Raw genomic sequence first — 7,016 nt, forward strand, 5'->3', positions numbered from 1 at the left:
CCGAGTGACCTGTGCAGCCTCGTGCCGGCACCTCGCCCGGCGGGAGTTCGGTCAGTAGGAGGTCTCGCAGACGACCCTGGACCCCGCGCCACCCTGGGCGCTCGCCTCCTGCGCCACCCGGCCCTTGACCTTGACGACGCACTTGATCCAGGCACCGTCGCGGCTGGTCGTCGCCGAGACACGGACCGTACCGTGCTTTGCCGGGCCGCGACCGCTCCAGGACCGGCCGACGTCGGTGTCGGTCTTCGTGCGTCCGTCGGTCCCGATGAACGAGACCGTCTCGATGCCGGCGTTGGACGACACCGAGTACACGACCGAGCTCGTGGACCGGCCGGACGACCGGTTGTCGGTGGAACGGTCCGTCCGCTCGCGGCAGCTGCTCTGCGCCCCGGTGAGAGCCACCAGGGCGAGGACGGCGAGGACCGACGCGAGTGTCCGTGACGGCTTGGTGGTGCGTGCTGCCTGGTCCATCACCCACACCTCCCGATGTGATGCGTGCGGTGCACCGCGACCCCGGCGCGGACCGCCCACCACACAAGGGTCGAGGGGTCGTGAACGACCTGTCAAGGCAGGCGTCCCCCGAGCCCAACGAGGCACCGCGGCTCGTCGCGAGCGAGCCGCGCCCTTCGGCAACACCCGCCGCCTCAGTCGGGCCACTTGGGGTGGCGCTTCTCGAGGAAGGCAGCCATACCCTCCTTGGCGCCCGCGAGTTGCGAGGCGGCCGCCATGACCTCGACCGCGATCGTGTAGGCGTCGGTCTCCGGTCGGCAGAGCTGGGCGTGCAGGGTCTGCTTGCCGAGCGCCTTGCTCGCGCGGGAGCCCTTCGTCGCGCGGGCGAGCAGGTCGGTCACGGCCTCGTCGAGGACCTCGTCGGGCACGACCCGGTTGACCAGGCCCCAGTCGAGCGCGGTCGCGGCATCGATGGCATCGCCGGTCAGGGCCATCTCCATGAGGCGCTTGCGGCCGATCGAGCGGGCGACCGGCACGGCCGGGGTGTGGCAGAACCAGCCGCCCTTGCCGCCCGGCAGGGCGAACCCGGCCGACTCGGCAGCCACCGCGAGGTCGCACGACGCGACGAGCTGGCAGCCAGCCGCGGTAGCGAGCGCATGGACGCGAGCGATCACGACCTGCGGGACGGTCTCGATCGTCTGCATGAGGGCGGTGCAGAGCCGCAGCAGGTCGCGCACGCCGGTCAGGTCCCGGGCCGCGACGTCGCCGAAGTCGTGGCCGGCGGAGAACACCGGGCCGTTGCCGCCCAGGACGATGCCGGTCGCGTCGGTCTCGGCCGTCTCCCGGAATGCACGGAGCAGCTCGGCGAGATGGTCCTCCGAGAGGGAGTTGCGTCGCTGGGGGCGGTTCATCGTGATGGTCACCGTGTCGCCGTCGCGGGCGACGATGAGGTGTTGGAAGTCGCTCATGATCCGACCGTAACGCGAGGCCCCGACCGCATCTCCCTCGCCGCGCCCCCTCGCCGAGGGACTCATCCTTTCGGACGATGGCGTGGATTGGCTCATCCCGCAATGCCTTTGCGAGACTTGGGTCTCCACCCGCCACCTGCCCGTAGGAGCACCATGTCCCCCCGCACCCTCTACCGTCGCATCGCCCTCGCCGAGGTGGTGTCCTGGGCCCTGCTGCTGAGCGGGATGTTCCTCAAGTACGTCACCACGACGACGGATCTGGGCGTCAAGGTCTTCGGGATGATCCACGGGGTCGTCTTCATCGCGTTCTGCCTGCTCACCGTGCTCGTCTCAGTCAACCAGCGGTGGACCTGCCGTCAGACCATGCTCGGGCTGGCCAGCGCGGTCCCGCCGTTCCTCACGGTCTGGTTCGAGCGCCGGATGGAACGGGCCGGTGCCCTCGAGGGCGGCTGGCGGCTCGGCCACGCCGACGCCCGGCCCGAGGGCCGCGTCGAGCGCGTTCTTCACCTGCTGCTTGCACGTCCCGTGGTGGCCGTGGCCGTCGGGCTCGTCGCCGTGACGGCCCTGACCGGTCTCGCCCTCGTCGTCGGCCCACCGGTCGGCGGGCAGGGCTGAAGCAACGACGACGCACCGATCGACGGGGCCGCGGGCTGCGCGCCCCGACGTCTGTGCCTTCGCGGCCGCCGGGGTGGGAGCCGCGATCCCGAGGGCTGGCCCGCGGGAGCCGGGTGGGCGGCATACGGTGGCATCGCGAGGAACCGGAGCGGGAGGCCAGATGAGCACGATCACGCAGCTTGGCGGCAAGGTGCGCGCCAAGGCGGTGGGCAAGACGGTCGACACGACGACGCTGCTGCTGCCGACGACCGTCAACGCAGACCCCCGCAAGTGCGTCGTGCTGCGCGGCCCCAACGGCTCCGGCAAGACCACGCTGCTGCGGATCATCGGCGGCCTGCTCGGCCCGACAACGGGCACCGCGACGATCGGCGGGGTCGAGGCCGACGAACGCAACCCCGACGTGCGCGCCGCGGTCGCCGCACTCATCGGCACCCCGACGACCTACCGCGACCTCACTCTCATCGACCACCTCGTCCTCGTCGACTCGAGCTGGGGCGGCGACCCGAACACCGCCGACGACCGCGGCCTCGCCCTCATGGCACGCCTCGGCATCGACCACCTGGACGACCGGTTCCCGCACGAGCTCAGCTCCGGGCAGGAGCAGCTCTTCCGGCTCGCGCTCACCTTCGCGCGGCCGAGCACCGTGCTGCTGCTCGACGAGCCAGAGCAGCGCCTCGACACCACCAAGCGCGAGGTCGTCACCGAGCTCATCCGCGATCGCGCCAAGGACGGTGCGACCGTCGTCATGGCGTGCCACGACCCCGGGATGACCGAGGCCCTCGCCCACCGCGTCGTCGACGTCAAGCCCGCCCGATGAGCGAGGTCGCCGCGACCCGCGAGATCGACGACCACGAGCTCGTCGGGCAGGCCGACTGGGTCATCGGTGGCGACGCGGCCCGCAAGGGTCGCCGGCAGGCGTGGTACGCAGGCTACGTCACGTTCCTCGCGGCGCTGGCCTATGGCTTCCCGGTCGTCCAGGCGGTCGTCAAGACCGCCGACCCCGCCGCGCTGCGCGAGCAGCTCGCCTCCCCGCTCACCGCCCTCGTCGTGCTCGGCGCCATCGTCGCCGTGCTCTGGACGATGTATGCCGCCGGCACCCGTCGCGGTCCCGTCGTGCCCCCGCTGCCGTGGATCGACCACGTCGTGACGACCCCGGTCGACCGGGCTGTGACGGTGGGCCGGTGGTGGCGGCTCGCGTTCGGGCTGTGCGCCTTCCTCGGGCTGCTCACGGGAGTGACCGTCGGCGCGGGCATCGCCTACGGCGGGCTCGTCGGATGGTATACCGCTGGGCTCGTCGCGCTCGGCGGTGCGGTCTTCGGGTGGCTGGCTGCCTCGCTGTGGCTCTGGGGGCAGGTCCGGTGCTGGCCGGGAGCGGGCCGCGGTCTGCTGACCCTGCTCCGAGGGCGGACGGCCTTGCGCGCCCTGCACATCGAGGTGCTGCGTCAGCACGCCGCCAACAGCTCGACGATCGGCGGCTCGGTCGTCGCCGGCAACCTGCGCACCGCCCGGCTCCAGCTGGCCCGCCCGGTCCGCCGGGCGCGGTCGGCGCGGCTGCGCGCGGGCGGTCCGTTCGTCGTGTTCGTGCGACGCGACCTGCTCGGGATGCGGCGGCTGCCCTCGACGTTCTGGGCCGGACTGGGGCTGAGCATCCTCGGGGCGGTCGTCCTGGCGTGGGCACTGACCCATCCGGCGGTCCCCGCCGTCGCCGTGACGATCGGGCTCGTGCCGGCCTACTTCGGGTACGGCGGCTGGGCCGAGGGGCTGCGGATGCAGGCCGACAACATCGGCACGCCCAACCTGCTCGGCACGAGCCTGCGCGCCGAGACCCTCGCCCACCTCGTCCTGCCGAGCCTGTTCACCCTGCTCGTGCTCGGCGGCGCGCTCGCGGTGGCGGGCATCGCCGTCGGGTCGGTCTCGGTGCAGGCCGTGGTGCTGGTCCTGGTCCTGGTAGCCCTGCTCGCGGGAGCGCACCTGCTCGCGGCGTTCCGTGGGTCGCCACCGAAGTCGACGTTCAGCCCGAGCGGCACCGGCCCGGCCCTGCTCATCGCCTGGTACCTGCTGCCCGTGATCGCCGTGCTCGCCGTCGGGACCCTCGCCACGGTGCTCACGCACAGCTCTTCCGGCAGCCTGGTCTGGGGCGTGCTGCTCACCGCGGCCATCGTGTCGTGGGGCCTGTCCAAGTCCGAGCGCCTCGCCCAGGAGCACCGGGTCTGAGCTGGGCCTCCTGGGCGGCAGGTCGACTGTCCGAGTGGCCGCCGACTGCGGCTAGCGCCCCTGACTTCCGGTGCCCCAGCAGTCACGTGCCGGAAGCACAGTCACTGGCCAGGACCGTAGTCAGGCAGACCTTCGTCGGAGGACCCGGCCCAGCGGCATACCCCGTCGCGGTGCGCGCGTGGTTCGATGACCACATGTCCTCCGAGAACACCGAAGAACCCCGCGTCGTCTCCGCACGGCGTGAGATCGGCGCGGCGGCGGGCGAGATCTTCGAGATCATCGCCGACCCGACCCAGCAGCCGCGCTTCGACGGCAACGACAACCTCGACAACGCGGCGGCCGGGCAGCGCGTCCGGGGCGTGGGCGACGTCTTCACCATGCACAACCGGGGCGGGCGCACTCGCGCCAACCACGTCGTGGAGTTCGAGGAGCAGCGCCGGCTCGCGTGGCGGCCCTCCGAGGTGGGCAAGGAGCCACCCGGCCACCTCTGGCGCTGGGAGCTGCAGCCCCTCGACCCGCAGCGCACCCTCGTCACCCACACGTACGACTGGTCGCAGCTGACCGACGAGTCCCGCTTCGAACGAGCCCGTTCGACGACGTCAGCCAAGCTCATGGCCTCCCTCGACAGGCTCGCCGGGCTCGTCGAGGACACGGAGTGACACCAGGCGGGATGCGGGTGCGCGACGTCACCGAGGCGGACACCCCCGCCATCCTGACGATCCGGCGCCGGTCGTTCGGTCCGCTCGATCCCGGCAGCGAGATCTGATGGCGCAGCGTCGCCGACGAGGTCATCGGCAGGCGCTGGCTCGCGGTCGTCGACGAGTCCGACACCGTGCTGGGCGCCGGGCGGGCTCGCCCGTTCGAACAGGCTTGGGGCGGAAGGCATCTGCCGATGGGCGGCGTCGCCGGGGTCTACGTGGACCCTGCGGCGCGCGGTCGCGGAGCCGCGTCCGTGCTGATGCGCGGCCTGCTCGGGCGGATGGCCGAGCTCGGTGACGCCCTCTCGTGCCTCTTCCCGACGGCGCCGGTGCTCTACCGCGGGGTGGGCTACGAGTTCGGCGGGGTCCAACCCCGTTACACGTATGCCGCCCGCGACCTGCGCGCGCTCCGCTCCCTCGGTGGGGACCTGCGTCCTCGTCCGGCTGATGTCGCCGACGCCGAGCTCATCCGGGGCGTGATGCGCGAGGACCAGGTGCGGCACGGGCTCTGCGGACCCAGGCTGCCGAGTGCCTCGAGGTGGCGCGAACAGCTCGCCAACGAAAGGATGACCCACTACGTCCTCGACGGGCAGGACGGCGGGCCAAGGGGATTCGTTGCGTACTCGCTGGCCGATGCCACGCTCACGGTCACGGACCTCGTCGGCGAGACCGCCGAGGCGGACGCCGCGCTGTGGGGGGTCGTCGCGTCCGGGTCGTCCGCGGCGCCGACGGTACGGGCCTACCTCGACGCGAGAGACCCGGTCGCCCTGCTCGCAGGGACGGAGGCGCGACACGAGGTGCAGCAGCACGCATGGATGCTGCGCGTCATCGACGTCGCGAAAGGGGTTGGCAGCCGGGGCTTCTCTGCGCACGTGACTGCCTCGGCGGAGGTGCGGGTGAACGACCCGGACCTGCCCGCCAACTCCGGCACCTGGCGCGTTGACGTCTCCGAGGGCTCGGGAACCGCCACCCGCATCGAGGGGCCGCTTGCCGTCGATGGGTCTCTACCGGACGAGAGGCTGGTTCCCGGCGAGAGGCCAGGTTCCGGCGAGTGGCTGGTTCCCGACGAGGGGCCAGTTCCCGACGAGGGGCCGGCCAGCCGGGAAGCTGTCGAGGTGGGACCACGGGGCCTCGCGGCCCTGTGGTGTGGCTGGTCGATGTCGCGCCTGCGTCAGTCAGGCCTCGCCGCGGGTGGTGACTTCGATGACGATGCGGCCCTCGACGCGATCTTCGCCTGCACGCCGTTCATGACTGAGTACTTCTGACCCGCCGCCGCCTCAGGTGACACACCGAGCAACAGTCAAGTTCGACGGTTGCAGCCGTCGATGTTGACAGCCACTAGGTGTGTTGGTCTTTCGTGCTACCCGATCGGGTCGGCACTGGTGCTCGTGCCAAGGGTCGCCGTCCCGGGGCCGGGCTCGCGGACCGCGGGGATCGCGAGCAGCGCGATCACCGCCATGGCGCCGACCACGAGCAGCGAGTGGAGCACGCCGACGTGGTCGCCGAGGAACCCGAGCAGCGGCGGGCCGGCGAGGAAGGCAGCGTAGCCGATCGTCGAGACGACGCTCAGCCGCGCCGCGGCCCAGCGCGGGTCGTCGGCTGCTGCGCTCATCCCGACCGGGAAGCCCAGGCTCGCCCCGACGCCCCAGATCGCCGCGCCGAGGAAGGCAAGCACCGGTCCACCGAAGACGACGAGAGCGCACCCGACGACGGCTGAGACGAACAGGAGACGCAGCACGGGCACGCGCCCGTGCTGATCGAGCAGGCGGGCGCCGACGATGCGCCCGAGCGTCATGAAGGTGAGGAACACCGCGAAGCCGAGCACACCGGCCCACCGCGGCAGGTCGTAGCCCTCGGAGAAGGCGACGGCGACCCAGTCGTTGGCGGTGCCTTCGGTGAAGGCCGCCGCGAGCATGACGACACCGATGAGCAGGGTCCGCGGTTCCAGCCACGCCGCGCCGGCTCGGCGCTCCCGCGAAGCAGCCGGAGAATCGAACTCTCGATCCGGAGTAGTGCACTCTCGATCCGGAGTAGTGCACTCTCGATCCGGAGTAGTGCACTCTCGATCCGG

The 7,016-nt window shown here is 71.9% G+C and carries 8 protein-coding genes; 5 read left to right on the forward strand and 3 right to left on the reverse strand.

What is annotated here, in order from left to right; all coding sequences use genetic code 11:
* Positions 1-51: 51 nt before the first annotated feature.
* Both L0H79_RS19270 and L0H79_RS19275 read right to left on the reverse strand, forming a co-directional pair.
* Complete coding sequence (locus L0H79_RS19270) at positions 52-471, reverse strand: hypothetical protein (protein ID WP_301486263.1); 420 nt, start codon at positions 469-471, stop codon at positions 52-54.
* 173 nt (positions 472-644) lie between these two features.
* A complete protein-coding gene (locus tag L0H79_RS19275) occupies positions 645-1,418 on the reverse strand; it encodes an enoyl-CoA hydratase-related protein (RefSeq protein ID WP_301486264.1) in 774 nt (257 codons plus the stop codon).
* 153 nt (positions 1,419-1,571) lie between these two features.
* Here L0H79_RS19275 and L0H79_RS19280 point away from each other — a divergent pair, with 153 nt between their 5' ends.
* From L0H79_RS19280 to L0H79_RS19300, 5 genes are all read left to right on the forward strand, one after another.
* The gene (locus tag L0H79_RS19280; protein WP_301486265.1) at positions 1,572-2,033 is read left to right on the forward strand and encodes a DUF3817 domain-containing protein; all 462 of its coding nucleotides are present in this window, start codon (positions 1,572-1,574) and stop codon (positions 2,031-2,033) included.
* A gap of 160 nt (positions 2,034-2,193) precedes the next feature.
* Entirely contained in the window at positions 2,194-2,850 is a 657-nt protein-coding gene (locus L0H79_RS19285) for an ATP-binding cassette domain-containing protein (protein ID WP_301486266.1), read from the forward strand.
* On the forward strand, positions 2,847-4,247 hold the full coding sequence (locus tag L0H79_RS19290) for a hypothetical protein (RefSeq protein WP_301486267.1): 1,401 nt from the start codon (positions 2,847-2,849) through the stop codon (positions 4,245-4,247). Before L0H79_RS19285 ends, L0H79_RS19290 begins: the two co-directional genes overlap by 4 nt.
* A gap of 194 nt (positions 4,248-4,441) precedes the next feature.
* Positions 4,442-4,906 carry an SRPBCC family protein gene (locus L0H79_RS19295; protein ID WP_301486268.1) on the forward strand — a complete coding sequence of 155 codons (465 nt, stop codon included), beginning with the start codon at positions 4,442-4,444 and terminating at the stop codon, positions 4,904-4,906.
* 131 nt (positions 4,907-5,037) lie between these two features.
* A complete protein-coding gene (locus tag L0H79_RS19300; protein ID WP_301486269.1) occupies positions 5,038-6,210 on the forward strand; it encodes an enhanced intracellular survival protein Eis in 1,173 nt (390 codons plus the stop codon).
* Positions 6,211-6,305: 95 nt separating this feature from the next.
* Here the strand turns inward: L0H79_RS19300 and L0H79_RS19305 are convergent.
* The coding region (locus tag L0H79_RS19305) for a sugar MFS transporter (protein ID WP_367652498.1) at positions 6,306-7,016 on the reverse strand (711 nt) is incomplete at its 5' end.

Origin of the sequence: Intrasporangium sp., from assembly GCF_030452765.1 — a bacterium.
Taxonomy (GTDB): domain Bacteria; phylum Actinomycetota; class Actinomycetes; order Actinomycetales; family Dermatophilaceae; genus Intrasporangium_A.

Excerpts from the sequence above, each read along its gene's own strand:
- L0H79_RS19270 (WP_301486263.1), bottom strand. The coding sequence starts at position 471 with ATGGACCAGGCAGCACGCACCACCAAGCCGTCACGGACACTCGCGTCG.
- L0H79_RS19275 (WP_301486264.1), bottom strand. The coding sequence starts at position 1,418 with ATGAGCGACTTCCAACACCTCATCGTCGCCCGCGACGGCGACACGGTG.
- L0H79_RS19280 (WP_301486265.1), top strand. The coding sequence starts at position 1,572 with ATGTCCCCCCGCACCCTCTACCGTCGCATCGCCCTCGCCGAGGTGGTG.
- L0H79_RS19285 (WP_301486266.1), top strand. The coding sequence starts at position 2,194 with ATGAGCACGATCACGCAGCTTGGCGGCAAGGTGCGCGCCAAGGCGGTG.
- L0H79_RS19290 (WP_301486267.1), top strand. The coding sequence starts at position 2,847 with ATGAGCGAGGTCGCCGCGACCCGCGAGATCGACGACCACGAGCTCGTC.
- L0H79_RS19295 (WP_301486268.1), top strand. The coding sequence starts at position 4,442 with ATGTCCTCCGAGAACACCGAAGAACCCCGCGTCGTCTCCGCACGGCGT.